Annotated in this window: 17 protein-coding genes and 1 other annotated feature; of the genes, 5 read left to right on the top strand and 12 right to left on the bottom strand. The window is 35.9% G+C overall.

Features of this window, described 5'->3' with window-relative positions:
- Position 1: 1 nt before the first annotated feature.
- Together ACIQZA_RS07495 and ACIQZA_RS07490 are read left to right on the top strand one after the other, a co-directional pair.
- A complete protein-coding gene (locus ACIQZA_RS07495) occupies positions 2-712 on the top strand; it encodes a helix-turn-helix transcriptional regulator (protein WP_400936292.1) in 711 nt (236 codons plus the stop codon).
- A gap of 120 nt (positions 713-832) precedes the next feature.
- On the top strand, positions 833-1075 hold the full coding sequence (locus ACIQZA_RS07490; RefSeq protein ID WP_024361272.1) for a DUF2626 family protein: 243 nt from the start codon (positions 833-835) through the stop codon (positions 1073-1075).
- Between the two features lie 184 nt (positions 1076-1259).
- Here ACIQZA_RS07490 and ACIQZA_RS07485 read toward each other — a convergent pair whose 3' ends face one another.
- Together ACIQZA_RS07485 and ACIQZA_RS07480 are read right to left on the bottom strand one after the other, a co-directional pair.
- A complete protein-coding gene (locus ACIQZA_RS07485) occupies positions 1260-1910 on the bottom strand; it encodes a YidC/Oxa1 family membrane protein insertase (protein ID WP_402880851.1) in 651 nt (216 codons plus the stop codon).
- 594 nt (positions 1911-2504) lie between these two features.
- Positions 2505-3149, bottom strand: coding sequence for an MBL fold metallo-hydrolase (locus tag ACIQZA_RS07480; RefSeq protein WP_400936294.1), 645 nt, complete (start codon positions 3147-3149; stop codon positions 2505-2507).
- A gap of 168 nt (positions 3150-3317) precedes the next feature.
- Between ACIQZA_RS07480 and ACIQZA_RS07475 the strand changes: the two genes are divergently transcribed.
- Positions 3318-3497 (top strand): DUF2759 domain-containing protein, encoded by a 180-nt coding sequence (locus tag ACIQZA_RS07475; RefSeq protein WP_142507256.1) that lies wholly within the window; start codon positions 3318-3320, stop codon positions 3495-3497.
- 3 nt (positions 3498-3500) lie between these two features.
- Here the strand turns inward: ACIQZA_RS07475 and ACIQZA_RS07470 are convergent, their stop codons facing one another.
- The 5 genes from ACIQZA_RS07470 to rpmG form a co-directional block, all read right to left on the bottom strand.
- Positions 3501-3647, bottom strand: a complete 147-nt coding sequence (locus ACIQZA_RS07470; RefSeq protein ID WP_400936297.1) for a hypothetical protein — start codon at positions 3645-3647, stop codon at positions 3501-3503.
- 363 nt (positions 3648-4010) lie between these two features.
- Positions 4011-5906 carry an LTA synthase family protein gene (locus ACIQZA_RS07465; protein WP_402880853.1) on the bottom strand — a complete coding sequence of 632 codons (1896 nt, stop codon included), beginning with the start codon at positions 5904-5906 and terminating at the stop codon, positions 4011-4013.
- 280 nt (positions 5907-6186) lie between these two features.
- Complete coding sequence (locus ACIQZA_RS07460; RefSeq protein ID WP_142507258.1) at positions 6187-6396, bottom strand: YqgQ family protein; 210 nt, start codon at positions 6394-6396, stop codon at positions 6187-6189.
- Positions 6389-6982: a 5-formyltetrahydrofolate cyclo-ligase gene (locus ACIQZA_RS07455; protein WP_402880854.1), complete on the bottom strand. Its 594-nt coding sequence runs from the start codon at positions 6980-6982 to the stop codon at positions 6389-6391. The genes ACIQZA_RS07460 and ACIQZA_RS07455 overlap by 8 nt, the downstream gene beginning before the upstream one ends.
- A gap of 62 nt (positions 6983-7044) precedes the next feature.
- Positions 7045-7194 carry a 50S ribosomal protein L33 gene (gene rpmG / locus ACIQZA_RS07450; RefSeq protein ID WP_008408521.1) on the bottom strand — a complete coding sequence of 50 codons (150 nt, stop codon included), beginning with the start codon at positions 7192-7194 and terminating at the stop codon, positions 7045-7047.
- Between the two features lie 150 nt (positions 7195-7344).
- Here rpmG and ACIQZA_RS07445 point away from each other — a divergent pair, with 150 nt between their 5' ends.
- Positions 7345-7797 carry a hypothetical protein gene (locus ACIQZA_RS07445; protein WP_402880856.1) on the top strand — a complete coding sequence of 151 codons (453 nt, stop codon included), beginning with the start codon at positions 7345-7347 and terminating at the stop codon, positions 7795-7797.
- A 3-nt stretch (positions 7798-7800) separates the two neighbouring features.
- On the top strand, positions 7801-8298 hold the full coding sequence (locus tag ACIQZA_RS07440) for a hypothetical protein (protein ID WP_402880858.1): 498 nt from the start codon (positions 7801-7803) through the stop codon (positions 8296-8298).
- 80 nt (positions 8299-8378) lie between these two features.
- On the opposite strand, the gene ACIQZA_RS07435 is transcribed toward ACIQZA_RS07440, so the two are convergent.
- The 5 genes from ACIQZA_RS07435 to phoU form a co-directional block, all read right to left on the bottom strand.
- Positions 8379-8951 (bottom strand): aminodeoxychorismate/anthranilate synthase component II, encoded by a 573-nt coding sequence (locus ACIQZA_RS07435; RefSeq protein ID WP_402880859.1) that lies wholly within the window; start codon positions 8949-8951, stop codon positions 8379-8381.
- Positions 8948-10333, bottom strand: coding sequence for an anthranilate synthase component I (gene trpE, locus ACIQZA_RS07430; protein ID WP_402880861.1), 1386 nt, complete (start codon positions 10331-10333; stop codon positions 8948-8950). Before trpE ends, ACIQZA_RS07435 begins: the two co-directional genes overlap by 4 nt.
- Positions 10334-10511: 178 nt before the next feature.
- Positions 10512-10777: a binding site (T-box leader), on the bottom strand.
- A 39-nt stretch (positions 10778-10816) separates the two neighbouring features.
- Entirely contained in the window at positions 10817-11887 is a 1071-nt protein-coding gene (locus tag ACIQZA_RS07425) for a mechanosensitive ion channel family protein (protein WP_402880863.1), read from the bottom strand.
- 73 nt (positions 11888-11960) lie between these two features.
- Positions 11961-12833 (bottom strand): vWA domain-containing protein, encoded by an 873-nt coding sequence (locus ACIQZA_RS07420; RefSeq protein WP_402880864.1) that lies wholly within the window; start codon positions 12831-12833, stop codon positions 11961-11963.
- A 657-nt stretch (positions 12834-13490) separates the two neighbouring features.
- Positions 13491-14150: a phosphate signaling complex protein PhoU gene (gene phoU / locus ACIQZA_RS07415; RefSeq protein WP_142507266.1), complete on the bottom strand. Its 660-nt coding sequence runs from the start codon at positions 14148-14150 to the stop codon at positions 13491-13493.
- Between the last annotated feature and the right edge of the window lie 3 nt (positions 14151-14153).

Below are 14153 nucleotides of genomic sequence, written 5' to 3'. Positions count from 1 at the left end.
AATGATCAATCCATTAAAAATTACTAGTACATTGGCCGATGAAACTAGATATTCTATTTATGAGTACATACTGCAAGAGAAGAAAACTGTAACGGTCCAAAATATCGCTGATAAATTTGGCATCCATCCAAATGTTGCGCGGCTACATTTAACAAAACTCTCAGAAATAAATATAATTACAGCTGATTTTGCCAAAACTGGGAAAGGTGGTAGACCCGGGCGTGTTTATAAGGCCTCAGATAAAGGTGTATCATTAACGTTCCCGAGACGTGATGAAGATCGATTATTAAAATGGACAATCCAATTAATTCAAGAATTTGGACCATCTGCATTAGAAAAATGCCAGGAAATAAGCTACCAAGACGGCTACCAACAAATGAAAAATTATGTAAATGCTGAGTTACAACTAAATAATACCCTTTCCTTCGAACAAAAGCTCCAACTATTAACTGACAATGCAGCATTAATTGGCTATACTCCTCATGTACAACAAACAGAGCATGGTAAAAGTGTGACTTTCTCCATTTTTAATTGTCCATTCCATGAGCAGCTTTCTAGTCATTCAGAAATTGTTTGTTCTTTACATGAATCCTATTTAAAGGGACAGGTTGATGCGTTATATGCAAGCAATGAATTTGTACAAATTGATAGCATGATACATAATTGTGATTTATGTAAGTATGAAATAAACGTGACAGAAATTGATAGTTAATTTTTAAATATCCAATTGTTTGTCACAAAGAAGAAGAAGTTCCAGTTTACAGATACCTTTCATATCATTTATAATGAGTATGAGATTATTGTGTCGTGGGCAAAAGGAGGGGAAATCTTCATGGATAATATGTATAAAGTTATGGCATTCTGGACAGGTATTTTTGCAGTCATGTTCTACCTTGGTGGTATGAACGAAGTATCGCTATTATTCGTAGGTAATACAGGTTTATTCTTATTATTAGGCTTCTTAAACCTTTCAGAACGTATGTACATGTACATTTTCGGAGCATATTTAACTGTATTCTTTGCTGGCTTCACGTACTATACAACATTTATTCACGTACCTGGTGGCGGTCATTAATACAAAGAAAAACGCGTGTCTCATTGAGTATGAGACATGCTTTTTTTATGTAAATTTATTCATCAGATGCAGAAATTATAGATGAATCATTTATGAAAACATAGTAAAATCCCCCTTTGCATTAAATAGGATAGATTATGGTTTTTCTATCTATCCTACAAAATACTAGGGGGATTTTTTCCATTTATAAAGTTAATTTAGGCTTTAATTTATTAAACACAAAGCTCTGTAAAATCACCCACAAAGATGAAATAGTCCAATAAAATGGGATGGCTGATGGCATGAAAATTGAAGAAATGACAATTATCAACGGCATCATAAAAATCATTATTTTCATTTGCGGATGGCTATTATCAGATAGCTTAACTGACATATAAATTTGAATCATCATCGTTAAACCTACGATAATTGTCATAAAAATATCTGCAGACCCTAGATTAAACCAGAAGAAATTCTCATGCTGGATAGCATTACTTTTTGTAATGGTATAATACAGTCCGCTTAAAATTGGAAATTGAATCAACGCTGTTAAACAACCTGTTTTCATACCTGAAAAGTTTTCCATCATTATTTGAGAGATTTGCAACTGATATTCTTTACGTTCTTCGTCTGTTTTAGCCTTGCTTAAGTTTGATTGTAGCTCTCTTAATTTTTCCTTATTACCTAGCGACTTTTGTGTAACCGTTAGTTGGGATTTAAAAGATTTATAATTTGGATACATCAAAATTAAGCGTATTAGCACTGTTAAAATTACTAAGGCAATTACATAGCTCCCCGTAAAATTAAAGAAAGTATCTAGCAAATTTGTCAGTGGTTGTGTTATAAATTCAAACATTAATTAATTTCTCCCCTTTTATAATAATTTTTCTTATAAAAGGGACACTAATTCTTCGTCATTATCTGATTTACTGTAAATTACTTTTCTCAACCATTTATTAAGAAACATGTGAGAAGGATAAATTCTACTTTCGAAATTGACATTGACAGTTAAATCAATTGATACGTCAAGATTCGCGTCAATGACAGCAATTTTATCAAAAATAGTATAAATGTATATTTTAATAAATGGACTATGTTGTACTAAATAACTAAAATCAGTAATAAGCGATAATAGCAATAATAATTCCATTTACATCACCTATTTTTATTTTATCATAAATGAGTATAACTGTATAAATTTTCTAAGTCCATCACCAAATGTCTTAGGATGTAGTTTTATGCCATATATAAGTTGATTGGAGTAGAGGCTGGGCGACTCCTTGAGAACAGATGAGACCCTGGATCGAGCAACGCGAGTGAAGCGGCTCATCGGACGCCCCCTAGGAAGCTTTGCTCTGTGCGAAAGCGTAGCGTCAGCAACTAAGCCCCAGCCGGAACGGGAAATCAACCCTCGCTATGGTGATGAACCATTTTTAATTATCGCCAAACCTTAAAAACCATTCAAGAAAGGATTTGTCTCCATTTCTGCACCGACCGTTGTATAGTTCCCATGACCAGGATAGATAATAGTATCCTCAGGAAGTGTCAATAGCTTATCATGAATGGATGTAAGTAATACTTTTGTCGAGCCTCCAAGTAAATCTGTACGACCTACACCTTGTTCAAATAGTGTATCACCAACAATAGCGAAGCCATCATTTTCAAATATATATGAAATACTACCTGGTGAATGTCCTGGTGTAAAAGTTGCTTTAAAATAAAAATCACTTATTTCAAATAGCTGTTCTTTTTTAATAATATTTTCTTCAGCTGGGGCACCGACAATATACTCTGGTAATGCTGCGTATTTACTAGAACCATTTTTTGTTGGATCTCCTAACCAGTTTACTTCTTTTTCATGAATCCATACTGGAACATTAAAAGCCTCGCGGACAGCGTCCACTGCACCGATATGGTCGAAATGTGCATGTGTTAAAAAGATGGCTAGTGGTTTAAGATTGTTACTGCGAATAGCCTTGATGATTCGATCTGCTTCTTCTCCTGGGTCAAATATTAAGCATTCCTTATTTTTATTCGATACGATATAACAATTCGTTTGGACAGGTCCAAGAGAATAACTTCGTACGTTTATCATTGTTATCACCTCTATTTCAATTATACAGCCTTTGCCACAATTTGACGATAAATGTTCATAGTTTAGTCTATATTAGTTCTCGACAAAAACAGGTAGAACGTTTACAATTAAGGAGGAATATTGTTTACGACATTCATTTTCTGATGTCGAAAGGAGTGTCAATTTCTAATGAACTTATTAATGGTTATTTTTGGTCTAGTTGCTATTTTAGCTGTAGTTGGTACATTCCAAGCACTTAAAGAAAAGAATCTTTTAAGTGTTGTTTTCAACTTATTAAGTGCTGCAGTATTCGGTTGGTTCGTAATTATGACTCTTATTAATAGCGGATACCCACCAAAATTACACTAAAATTTAGACAGAAAAAAGAGCAGCCTCCATTCGAGGCTGCTCTTTTTCTATCGTTTTTACTTCAGCCTCCCTTAAACGATAATAACCACTTTCCTCCAAGTTGTTTATTTCGGCTGCCTGAACGTTATATTTCAATTTGATAGTATACATAAAAATAGTTACATTCCCCTATTTATGTACAAAAAGGGTTTTACCATTTGCGCTCATCAACAAAGATTGTGCATCAAGTCCTGTGATAACGTCTTCGTAACCACTAGCGTGTCGCTACCGCTACTGCGCTTTTGCATAACCAGAGACCCTAAAGGAAGACGTCTCAACGGACGCAGGAAAACACCCAGTCGGAACGGAAATCAACCTCACGCTATGGTAATGGGTTACCACTTGTTGCAACACCTATAATATGGATGTAAATACCTCATCACTTCTGCTAATAAAAATTGACCATTATGCCTCACCTCAGCATTTGATATAAAGCAAAAAAAGAGATCTCATTAAATGAGATCTCAATTGTTGTTACTTGGCTGCACCTTGCTTCAAATTACCTGTCTTTTGGTCATAGAAGCGGAGTAAATCACCGTTAATGATGGCATCCGAATTTTCAAGTTCTTTCGTAGCTCGATCAGCGTATGGCTGACATGGCTCACCATCAATTTCTTCACCAGTTGCTTTGTCATAACAAGCTTCACCAGCATATAAATATTTATCTGTTACAAAACGACCATCGCGGAAAACAATGAAGTCTTCATGTTCTGGTGAGAATAGGTCTGCACCAAGTTGCATATCTTTTGAAGTTTCAACGCCAAGAAGGTGTAGAATTGTTGGACGTAAATCCATTTGTCCAGCAATCTCTGTCATTTCTTTACCATCACCTGATTCAGGAATATGGATAAATAAAGGTACTTCTTGTAGCATTGCATTATCAAATGGTGTAATGCTATCTTTTCCTAAATATTGAGCCATCGCTTTGTTGTGGTTTTCTGAAATACCGTAATGGTCACCATACATTACAATAATAGAGTTATCATATACACCTTGATCTTTTAAACTTTGGAAGAAGTCTTTAAGTGCTTCATCCATATAACGAACTGTTTGGAAATAACGATTTAATGTACCTGAGTTTGAAGTGTATTCAGGAATCATTACGTCTTCTGGATCCAATGTGAATGGATAATGGTTCGTTAAAGTAATTAGTCGAGAATAAAACGGCTGTGGCATATCTTTCATTAATGCTGCAGATTGCTCTACGAATGGGATATCTTTCATACCCCAGTTAACAGCTTGCCCTTCACCAATCTTATATGAATCTATGTCATAGAATTTATTAATGTGTAATGATTGATACATTATGTCACGGTTCCAGAATGATTTATTATTCGGATGCATGACATTTGTAAAGTAGCCATTATCACCAAGACGCTCAGCCATTGAGTTATACGTATTTCCACCATGTGTGAAGAATACCGCACCACGACCTAAGCCGAACAATGAGTTTTCTACAATAAACTCTGAGTCAGAAGTTTTCCCTAATCCAGTTTGGTGATAGAAATTACTGAAATAATACGTATCTTTATCTTTTGTTAAAGAGTTTAAGAATGGTGTAATTTCATGACCATCCATTTGGTTATTAATCACAAAGTTCTGTAAAGACTCCATTGATACAACAATCAAATTACGACCCTTGTATTTACCAAACATTTCAGGGTTGACTGCTGCTTGATTAGAACGAATATAGTTGTTCACTTCTACTAATTCACTGCCATCCGCTAATGCACGTTGAGCAGAAGATTTTGATTGAATATAAATGTCATATAAATGGTAGTTATAAGTACCGATGTTTTTTACAAGTAATTCACGATCAAAGCTACGTGTTAACAATTGTGGACGCTCTGTTTCAGCTAATCCTAAGTTTAAGAACGACACAGCAATCGCTAATACGAAGTACGCGCGACGGAATTCTACGTTTACCTTTACTGCATCTTTCATCATAGGCAAATATTTATTAGCTAAAATAAGAATAAGTACGTCAACGAAATATAATAAATCCCAAGGGCTAACAATCGCTGCTACTGAAGTTCCTAAATCACCAAAATTATTTGTTTGGAATAATACCGGTAACGTAATAAAGTCGTTGTAGAAGCGATAGAACGCAACATTCCCGTATAAGACGATCGACAAAATAACACTGATAGTTATTATATAACGACTTTTAACTTTTGGCGATTTAAAGAATAACGATATACCATAAGCAAATAGCACGAAGCTTAATGGATTAATAGACAAAATAAATTGTTGCATCGCATTTTCGATTTTCATCTCAAAGCTTGTGTGATAAACAATGACCGTTTTTATCCAAGTTGCTACAATTGCTAGTATCATAAATGAATGTTTAGGCCACTTTATTGATTTCATCCCTAACATCCTCCCTACTTTCTTACAAAAAAATAATATTTTTAACAATTTGTTACTGAAACAAAATATATCTTAATCCATTTTTTACAGATAATCAATAGATATATTTTGGGAAAAACTGTGCCCCTTGTTCGTAAATGGGCCGGATAGTAATATATACGTTTTCGTTTGTAAAAAGTTTCGTAAATCATAAAAACAGTGGAAAACCACTGTTTTTTAAGAATATTACATACATGTTACATTATCTTTACAATACCACAAATGAATTATATTTAAAACATTACTTATTTTTTTCTTTCATGCGAAGCTTTGTTGTTTCTTGTCGAATTAGTAATAATGCCATTTGGTAATCTTTAATATCTAGTACATTCGCTTTATACAACTCACGAATTTCATCCTCCATTAACATCAAATCACCAATGGGATCTCGTGTGTAAATATAAGTACCATATGTTTTTAATAATTCATAAATATCTAACATTTTATCCATTTTCGTTCGCTCCTCGTTGTGTTACACAGTCAAGACGTTTTGTCGGTGTCACAATGATATCTACTGGGCAATCGTGTGCTTCTGTAGGTACACGTTCATATAGCTGCTCATTAAATAACAAAGACATGAGCTTACCCTTTGTATAGTTTAATACATAGCGATCATAATAACCACCGCCATAGCCTATACGATAGCCGAACTTATCAAAAACAACTCCTGGAACAAGTATGACGTCCATTTCATTTGCGTCAACAAACTCACACTTCTCTGGAATTGGCTCACGCAAATGCATATACACAGTTTCTAGCTGGGCAAACGAGTCAATGGCGTAAAATAACATTTCTCTTGTTTTTGAGTTGCATTTAGGCACAGCGACTTTTTTACCAAGTTGCCATAGTTCTTCAATTAATTGAATTGTGTCGACTTCTGGCTTATTGGAAATAGTAATGCCAATTGTAGTTGCTTCTATTATATATGGTTCCTGTAGCACTTTTTTAACTACAGCATTTGATTGATCGTGGTAAGCTACTTCGCTAATTTTTGCAAGTGCTTCCTTTACCTCGTTCCGCAAAGTTGTTTTATCCATGCTAAGCTACCTCCTAAAATGTAGAAAGCCAAAACCACAAGTGGTTTTGGCTTAATGAGCGATTACTTAGTTTCACGGTGAAGAGTGTATTTCTTCTCGCGAGAGCAATATTTTTTAAGTTCAAGACGCTCTGGATTGTTACGCTTGTTCTTTTTAGAAATGTAGTTACGTTCGCCGCAATCTGTGCAAGCTAAAGTAATGTTTACGCGCATTATTAACCCTCCCACTCTATATCAAGAATTTAAATTTTGAGCATGATTTATACGACTAACCTATTATAACATAAAATAAAAAAAAATCTAGCTTCATTTCATATTAAGTTTGCATATGGTAAAATACCTTATAATTACATACTTAATGAGGTGAAACTATTGGATTTATCCATCATACTTATGATTGCAGGGATTCTCCTAATTATTACTTCGTTCTTTTTCAAAAATAGCGCGAAAAAGATCGAACAAGATGTAGAGGAGCTATCCATCTCTATTTTTCAAGAAACAAATAATTTAAAACGTCGTCTGAAAGTTGTTGAGGAAGAACTGTTATTAGAGCCAGAGTTCCAGGTTAAGTCACCGTCAGTGCAAAATAACGCGATACCAAACCCAAAGGTTCAACAAGTTATGCAAGCTGTTCAACAGGCTGCTCAAGCATCGAAAACAGGACAAGCTGCTCCAAAAACGAAACCTATACATCAAATCATTGTAAGTCAGGTGCTTGAACTAAATAAGCAGGGTCTTTCTGTAGCAGATATCAGTATTCGTTCAAATTTAACTGAAGAGCAAGTCCGCCAAGTAATTGCAAACGGAGGTCGGTAATTCATGAAAATGTCCGCTATCCGTGCATTTGGTATTGCGCTTTTTCTTGTCGGAGCTTTGCTAGCTTTAGCGGCGCGTTTCGATCTCAATATCGGTCTTCCAACTAAAGCTTCCCCAAATACAGAAAATGTTGAGGAGTTACAAAAAAAGCTCGACCAGGCAAATAAAGAAATTGCATTATTAAAGGAACAAGCTAAGCAAGCTTCAAAGGAAACTAATCAGAAGACAGATACTCCTAAAACAACGACTAAAGAAAATCATAAATCGGCAGATGCACCGGCAAAAGATACAACTATGTCACTCCAAATTTACAGTGGTATTACACCATATATCGTGGCGCAAAAGCTTGAAGATGGTGGCATTATCGACAATAGTGTTGAAATGGAACTGCTACTTGCTAACCCTAAATACGCGCGAAGCTTACAAATTGGCTCTTACGAAGTCAATTCTTCGATGTCTTTAGAGGAAATTGCAAAATTAATTACAGGGAAAAAGCAATAATAGTACGATTCCATTAGTAAAGATGGCTGTCATCAAAAATCACAACTACTGATTTTCGATGACAGCCTCTTTTGTTTCGTTTATGAAATATGTTCGATGAAAGCTCGCATCATGATACTGCCCTCTTTTGTCCCAATGGATTCTGGATGAAATTGCAGCCCAAAGAGTGGGTACTCCTTATGTTGAATTGCCATAATTTCACTATCATCACTGGACTTTGCTAAAATATTAAAATCCTCATGTAACGTGCTTTGCTCAATGACGAGAGAATGATATCGCATTACTTCGATTTTACCGTCTAACTGAGCAAATAAACCTGTTTTTTCATATTGAATAGTCGATAATTTTCCATGCATTATAGTTTTAGCTTGAACAATGTTTCCTCCAAATGCTTGCCCTATCGATTGGTGTCCAAGACAAATGCCCAAAATCGGAAACTTCGTATAAAGCTCTTTGATAACATCCACTGTTATTCCTGCATCAATTGGCGTACCTGGACCGGGCGATAAAATAATGGCTTCAGGTTGTATTTTCTGAATGTCTTCAATTGTTATTTCATCATTCCGTACTACTTTTACATTTTTCCCAAGCATTCGTATTTGCTGAAATAAATTATATGTGAATGAATCATAGTTATCGATCAGTAAAATCATTTTTTCACCTCCAATAACGCTCGAGCTTTATTTAACGTTTCCTCGTATTCAGACAACGGCACTGAATCGTAAACAATACCAGCACCTGCCTGCACATGGGCACGATGATCCTTTATGATCATTGTTCGAATAGCTAGAGCTAAATCCATATCACCTGTAGCAGAAATATAGCCTACTGCACCTGCATAGACACCACGCTTCACAGGCTCGAGCTCATTGATAAGTTGCATAGCGCGGATTTTCGGCGCACCTGATACTGTACCAGCAGGTAAGCAAGCTCGAAGAACATCCAAAACATGTACATCATCATGTAATTCTCCGATAACCTCTGATACAATATGCATAACATGTTTATATCGCTCAACATTCATATATTTCATCAACTTCACTGAACCCACTTTGGTAATACGTCCAAGATCATTTCGCCCTAAATCTACCAGCATACGATGTTCAGCGATTTCTTTTTCATCATTTAAGAGACCTTCCGCAATCGCGTTATCCTGCACCACTGTTTTACCCCTTGGCTTCGTACCAGCAATAGGATTGGTCGTTACCTTTCGATCATTCACCTTAACGAGACTTTCGGGAGATGTTCCTAAAATGGTATACGTACCGAAATCCATATAGAACATATATGGTGAAGGGTTAGAAGTACGTAATTGACGATATAAAGCAAAAGGATTACCTGTATATGGTGAAGTGAAGCGTTGTGATAAAACAATCTGAAAAATATCACCCTTACGAATATGCTGTTTTGCACGTTCAACCAGTGCTACAAAATTTTCCTTGGCGATCATTGGTCTGAAATCTAGCTTTCCAAACGTCGTGTCGTCAAATGTTGTTCCAGCATAAAGCTGCTCCTTCATCATAGAAATAGCCAATTCCATCGCTTCAAGAGAACGCCCTTCATCAAATAAATCGATTGCTGCTAGTGTAATCTCTTGCTTTAAATGATCAAAAACAATGAATGTATCATAGAAAAAGATATGGACATCCGGCATTTCTAAATCATCCTGTAAGTATTCGCCTATTTTCTCTGTATAAAATGCTGTTTCGTAACCAAAGAAACCGATTGCTCCCCCGAAGAAGGCAAACGGGTACTGCGCCTTATGAAATGGCATAACTCGCTGTAATTTTACTAATACATTGGCACTCGATTTTTCTGTTTCTCCACCTTTGGAAAAAGAATAACCATTCTTATCTCCAATCAGTTCTGCAATTGGGTTGACGGCAATAAATGAGTAACGCCCACTTTCTTCATGCTTGGCAGACGATTCGAAAAGCATCTTATGCTCCCCTTCAAGTGATTGATAAACGGAAATTGGCGTCATCATATCACCCTGTAATACCTTCATGGCAAACTTTCTAAGCTCAACTGTCATACTCTTTCTCTCCTCTTCTTTGCTCTGCTCTTCTACACCAAAAATGATCAATTATGCTTCGGCGTAATGGACGCTACCGCTTCGTTAGCTTTCGCTTCTATAAACATTGCGTCCGGAATTTGAAACTGTGTAAAACACTAGTCATTCCGCCAAAACATATAAAAAGGCCTTCCCATCACAAAAGGACGGAAAAGCCGTGGTGCCACCTTCATTGGTCTTCATCAATTATGCCCCAGCATAATTATATTCAGCTGACGTTTCAATACTCGCTGAAAGAGTTAAAAGACCCACTCTATACCCTGTAACGTAGGCAGACGCTAATCCATACTTTATTCAGGATTAGAGCTCCGAAGTCCATTCACTATTTATTTGTACTAGTTTCCACCATGCACTAGCTCTCTATAACAAATAATAATAGTTACTACTCTTCATCAAAGCTGATAACATGTATTCATTGTAAAATAAAAAAACTAACAATTCAATTTATTTTTTATTACGAAGCCATTCATCTTCAGCTGGATTTGCTAGTATAATATTTAGTTCTTGAAAGATTTGACGTATAGCAAATAAAATATCTTGTCGCACGTTTAGCATCTCCGCCGTATCATTTGTTGTTACATAGAAACGTACAAGGACGCGATACGAGGTTGGATAAAACTCATCTATAAATACATGAATCATTTCTTTTTCTGTTTGAGCATGCAAATAAATTTCCTTTTGAATGGTACTTAAAGCACTTCGTAGTTTTTCCTCTTCATTTTCAGCAGCTACAAATAAAAATTGCTCACATTTTCGTTTTTCTCGTCTCGATAAATTATAGATTGGTCGATTTACCAAATAAGAGTTAGGTACATAAACTAGACCTTTATCCCCCGTTTGAATTAAAGTACTCCGAAGATTAATATCTTCGATAGTTCCTTCAATTTTTTGGTCCTCCGTTGCTATCCAATCGCCAATTTGAAATGGGTTATCTAATGCGACTGACATCCCACCAAAAACATGTGCTAGTGTATCTCGAATACCAAAAGCAATCGCGACACCAGTTAAGCCAATCCCGGTAAAAAAGCCATTCAAATTAAAATCCCAGAAAGAAGCAATCGTAAACATTGCCAATATCATAATGAGCACTTTTCCTATACGAAGAAAAAAAGGTAACAGAACATTTGGTTCCTCATCGTTATTCAACGGTAGTGGCTGCTTTGTATAATAATTTAAAACATCGTATACGCCTTTGAACGCAAAAAAGACCATAATAGACCATACAAAGTTTTTAGTTGCTACATGTGTAAATAAAAAGATGTCTAATAAAATTGATAAGCTGAGTACAATAACGACAGACATAAAAGCATAGCGAATTGCTTTATTAAATTGTGCGAGTACTGTTCCCTGAAAGTAACGCTGACGATTTCTCAAAAATGTAACAGTACGATTAATAATTTTCTTTATAACAAACTGTTGAAAAAGCCAACCAATTACACAAAGTGCAACGGCAATAATAATTTCCATCCACGTTGGGGTTGAAATATTAGGTAATAACCATTTCAATGAATTCAAATTTCATTCTCCTCTAACTACTATGTATATTCACAGAAAAGGAGCCGATCAACAATGACGATCAGCTCCGTTTTTATTGAATTGCATCATCCGCAAAAAAAGCCTTATTAGCAAACCAAAATTGCTGCTCATTAAAATTATGTTCATGCATAACGATGACCGAAAATTCAGCATGGTACTTACGCTTCATTTCCTCAAGTACAGCCTTTGCTTGCTTCCCAACAAGATGCTGCCCATCAATAGGAGTACCTTCTGTAAAAATAATAATATCTGCTTCTGTACAATGTTGATTTTCTTGGAGCAAGCCCTTTACAAAATGGAGCACAGGCAGTACCTCCGCTTCTCCCTTTGCCCTATAATCAATAAAATCCTTAAAATCGGATAAATTTAAATGCCCGTCTTCAAATCGAAAATGTACATGAACTTGACAGTCATATGGAACGATATATAAATCTCGACGTTCACGATGCGCGCTCATAAATAACGGTAAAATTATGCTTTTACAAAGCTCAGAATATGCCGCCATACCAGTTGTTTGCTCAAGGCAGATAATAATTGGACCTGTTTCTTTTTTATATTCATCAAACGGAACATATAGAATATTTCCTTTTTTTATTGTTTGACGATGAAGCTTTCGACGCCTAGCTATCTGCCACTTTCGCTCATAATACAAGCGCTGCTCTTTTCCATTGGCCAATCGTTCGGCTTGCTCAACAGCTGGTATATTTTCATAAATTTCATGCATGATATCTGCCAATCCAAGTGCAAATGCTGCCATATTTCGCAATGTTTCACTCTTGTAAAAAAAATCTATAAAAAAATGTTGTTCGATGTTACTTAATTCCTCAAGATGTAAGTTTTCATATAGAAAACGAAAAAAGTCACATTGTTCTGACGTGAATTCCAGATCAAATTTCTCTAAGAGTGATTCTACAGCGTCTTTCACAAGCAGCACCTCCTCAGCACAATTTTTCGGATAATGTCTATAGTATAACCAAAATAATTTTTTGACAATACAATAACGCTTGCAATATTTTGACGCTATTTTTAATAAAATGTTGCTGTTACTTAGTATTATTACAATACGGCTTTTCAGCAAGGCGAGGGGTTGATTTACGTTCCGACTAAGCGCTTTCCTGGGGCGCTTCACTCGCTACGCTCGTTCCAGGGTCTTTTTATGTGCGAAAATGAAGCATCAAAAGACATGTGCAAAAGTGGAGTGTTAACAAAGGGTTCGACACTGACTCACAGGAGAATTAGTAGCACGGAATCACCCTATGCCATATTTACAAATCCTTAAGCGTTTGTTTTTCAACACTATGAAAAAACGAGCCTATAATTGGCTCTTATCAGACTGCAAAACAAACGTTACTCCTAATGAATAAAGTTTTATATTTACTCATACTGTCGATTGGAACTGTTGATTTTTCACGGAGAGTGGCATGAGCTTGAGCTGAAAGCCCCACAGGAACGAAGTGACGAGGAGATTGAGGCCAAGCCAGCGGAAAGCGCCAACTCGGAGTGAAAATCAACCTTTGTTTATTGATACACTTTATTCTTATGTCGACAAACTAAAAAGAGCCTATAATTGGCTCTTCTGTTACTAATTATTTAATTCATAATGTTTACCTTTGACTAAATAAAATAAGTGTTCTGCAATATTTGTTGCATGATCAGCTGAGCGCTCTAAATATCGGCAAACAAAGGTTAAATGTGTGATTTGAGAAATATGTGCTGGATTTTCAGCTCCGGCGCGTAGCAATAGCGTGATTGTTGCTCCATATAAATCATCGACGTAATCATCTAGTTCAGCAATTTCCTTGGCATGAACAGTATCTTCTTCTGTAAAAGCTTTAATAATACTTTCTAGCATTTCTACAGTCTTATTACACATCGTTTGCAAATTTGTTGTAGGAAAGATAAGCGGCTCTTTGCCAATACGAATCGTCTCTTTTGCAATATTCACTGCATAGTCCCCTACTCTCTCCATATCAGATGCTGCTTTGATTAGCACCATGAGACGACGTAAATCAGTAGCTACAGGCTGCTGCTTAGCAATCATTAAAATAACACGGTCATTGATTTCTTCTTCAAGACGATTGATGATTAAATCGTCCTCAAGAATCTTCAAAGATGTCTCTAAATCTTGCTTTAATAATGCTTCAAATGCTATTTTAAGAGCGTTGATGCTACTATTGGCTATCTCGATAAATTGTTCTTGGACTTCTTTTAATTCCTGTTCGAAACGTTCACGCACTACCATCTA

This window comes from Lysinibacillus sp. NPDC096382 (assembly GCF_044762845.1).
Taxonomy (GTDB): Bacteria; Bacillota; Bacilli; order Bacillales_A; family Planococcaceae; genus Lysinibacillus.
The sequence above is the reverse complement of the archived record's forward strand: the minus strand, read 5'-3'. Positions and strand labels throughout refer to the sequence as shown.

Coding starts and splice junctions, on each gene's coding strand:
- ACIQZA_RS07455 (WP_402880854.1), bottom strand. CDS start 6,982: ATGGATAAAACAACTTTGCGGAACGAGGTAAAGGAAGCACTTGCAAAA.
- ACIQZA_RS07465 (WP_402880853.1), bottom strand. CDS start 5,906: ATGAAATCAATAAAGTGGCCTAAACATTCATTTATGATACTAGCAATT.
- phoU (WP_142507266.1), bottom strand. CDS start 14,150: ATGGTAGTGCGTGAACGTTTCGAACAGGAATTAAAAGAAGTCCAAGAA.
- ACIQZA_RS07495 (WP_400936292.1), top strand. CDS start 2: ATGATCAATCCATTAAAAATTACTAGTACATTGGCCGATGAAACTAGA.
- ACIQZA_RS07440 (WP_402880858.1), top strand. CDS start 7,801: ATGAAAATGTCCGCTATCCGTGCATTTGGTATTGCGCTTTTTCTTGTC.
- trpE (WP_402880861.1), bottom strand. CDS start 10,333: ATGACAGTTGAGCTTAGAAAGTTTGCCATGAAGGTATTACAGGGTGAT.
- ACIQZA_RS07475 (WP_142507256.1), top strand. CDS start 3,318: ATGAACTTATTAATGGTTATTTTTGGTCTAGTTGCTATTTTAGCTGTA.
- ACIQZA_RS07490 (WP_024361272.1), top strand. CDS start 833: ATGGATAATATGTATAAAGTTATGGCATTCTGGACAGGTATTTTTGCA.
- ACIQZA_RS07460 (WP_142507258.1), bottom strand. CDS start 6,396: ATGGATAAAATGTTAGATATTTATGAATTATTAAAAACATATGGTACT.
- ACIQZA_RS07485 (WP_402880851.1), bottom strand. CDS start 1,910: ATGTTTGAATTTATAACACAACCACTGACAAATTTGCTAGATACTTTC.
- ACIQZA_RS07470 (WP_400936297.1), bottom strand. CDS start 3,647: ATGTATACTATCAAATTGAAATATAACGTTCAGGCAGCCGAAATAAAC.
- ACIQZA_RS07480 (WP_400936294.1), bottom strand. CDS start 3,149: ATGATAAACGTACGAAGTTATTCTCTTGGACCTGTCCAAACGAATTGT.
- ACIQZA_RS07435 (WP_402880859.1), bottom strand. CDS start 8,951: ATGATTTTACTGATCGATAACTATGATTCATTCACATATAATTTATTT.
- rpmG (WP_008408521.1), bottom strand. CDS start 7,194: ATGCGCGTAAACATTACTTTAGCTTGCACAGATTGCGGCGAACGTAAC.